The 1,980-nt window shown below is 79.9% G+C and carries 2 protein-coding genes; both read right to left on the reverse strand.

Annotation, left to right across the window (positions count from 1 at the left end):
* Positions 1–1,718: transglutaminase-like domain-containing protein (locus ACYVKY_RS15075; RefSeq protein WP_460435811.1), on the reverse strand; the 1,718-nt coding region annotated here is incomplete at its 3' end.
* Positions 1,715–1,980 (reverse strand): hypothetical protein (locus tag ACYVKY_RS15080; protein WP_460435812.1); only part of this gene is annotated, 266 nt, incomplete at its 5' end. The genes ACYVKY_RS15080 and ACYVKY_RS15075, both read right to left, overlap by 4 nt.

Below are 1,980 nucleotides of genomic sequence, written 5' to 3' on the forward strand. Positions count from 1 at the left end.
GCCGGCGCCGCGACGGCCACCTGGGCCCGGCGTCCCCGGCGCACGCTCACCGCGACCGCGACGGCGGCCGCCACGAGGAAGCCGACCACGAGCAGGACCGCGAGCAGCACCCGCAGGTCGCGGTCGTCGAGCGCCCGCCCGAGCGCGGACCCGGTCTGCGTCCCGGCGCCGTCGGCCGCGGGCGTGGGGTCGGACGGGGCCCAGCCGGTCCCCGGCTGCCACACCTCGACCCAGGCGTGCGCCCGGTCGCCGCGCACCAGGCGGGTGCCGTCGCCCTGGTCCTCGCCGCCCGAGAACCCGGTCGCCATCCGCGCCGGGATGCCGACCGCCCGCAGCAGCACGACCTCGGCCGCGGCGAAGTGCTCGCACCAGCCGGTCCGCGAGTCGAACAGGAAGTGGTCGACCGCCTCCTGGCCGTCCGCGGGGAGCGGGGCGTCGAGGTCGTAGGTGAAGCCGCCCAGGTAGGCCTCCACGGCGGCGACGGCCTCGGCACGCGACCGCGCCCCGCGGGTCAGCTCCGCGGCGAGGTCGTACGTGCGGGCGGTGGTGGCCGGCGGCAGCGTCGTCCAGAGGTCGCCGTCCGGGTCGCCGGGGAGCGGCCCCGCACCGGCCGCAGGCCCGGCGTCCGTGGCGGCGGGGACGGCGAACGAGTCGACCTGGTAGTCGCGCGAGGACGTGCCCACCGACTGGCCGTACCCCGTCCCCACCCACCCCCCGTCGCGGGGACGGACGTCGGTCGCGTGCCCGGGGACGAGGGCGACGTCACCGAGGTCGGCGAGCAGCTCGACGTGGTCGGTGCGCAGCGTCCCGGCGGTCGCGGCGGGGTCGCGGTCGCCGAGGCCGACCGGGTCGCCGTCGACCGGCCCGAGCGGCACGGCGTACCAGAGCAGGCCGTCGTAGCCACCGAGCACCTGCGCCCGCCACAGCCGGTCGCTGGACGACGGCACCCGCGCCACCGGCGTGCGGGGGAGGTCGCCCCGCGAGCGCAGGTCGACGACGCCGAGCGAGTAGGTCGACGGCGACCGCGACCACGCGGCCCCCGTCGCCGACCCGGACCCGCCGAACCCGCCGACGGCGTCGGAGACGTCCTCGCCGCCGCTCCGCCCGCCGCCTCCCGACGGCGGCTGCACGCCCAGCAGCGCCAGCACGAGCACGGCGACGACCGAGGCGACCAGCGGCCACAGCGTGCGCCGCAGCGGCTGCCGCCAGGTGCCGGTGCGCGCGGCGGTGCGCACGTCGGCCGGCTCCCGGCCCTCGCTGACGCGCAGCGCCAGGGCGACCACCGCGGCCACCCAGGCCCCCGCGACGGCGGGGCGGGCGAGCCACGACCCGTCCTGGCTGAGCACCAGCACCGTCGCGCCGCCCGTCGCGAGGACCGAGACCACCACGTCGCGGTGGGTGCGCACGCTCAGGTGGTGCCCGACCACGGTGACGCAGGCGAGCACCGCCAGGGCGGCCGACGAGCCGGCGCCGTCGCCGAGCAGCCGCCAGACCAGCAGCAGGGCGGCGATCAGCAGCAGGGGCGCCACCCGGCGGGCGACCGGGGCCAGCCGGGCGGCGACCGGCGGGACCTGGCCGAGCAGCAGGACGACGAGCAGGCCGGCGCACACCGCGCGCGGCGCCACGCCGGACAGCAGGGCGGCCAGGACCACCAGCCCGTCCGCCGCGGCGGTGCCGGCCCGCAGGGGCGCGGACGCGAGGGGGGCGACGACGGTCACGGCACCCGCACCACCGTCGTGCGGGCGGCGTGGGCGGCGGTCGACAGCTGGTCCCACCAGGCCGCCGGCAGGACGGGCGACCCGACCACGAGGACGGTCGGTACGCCGCCGGCGGCGGCGACCACGTCGCCCGGACGCGGCACGGACGGGCCGGGGACGCCGAGGTCGACCCGCGCCCACCAGTCGAGCAGCGCCGACGGTCGGCCGCCGGGTGCGAGGTGCGGGCGTCCGGGGACGAGCAGGACGCCCACCGGGGCGGACG

It is taken from the genome of Angustibacter speluncae (assembly GCF_054777815.1).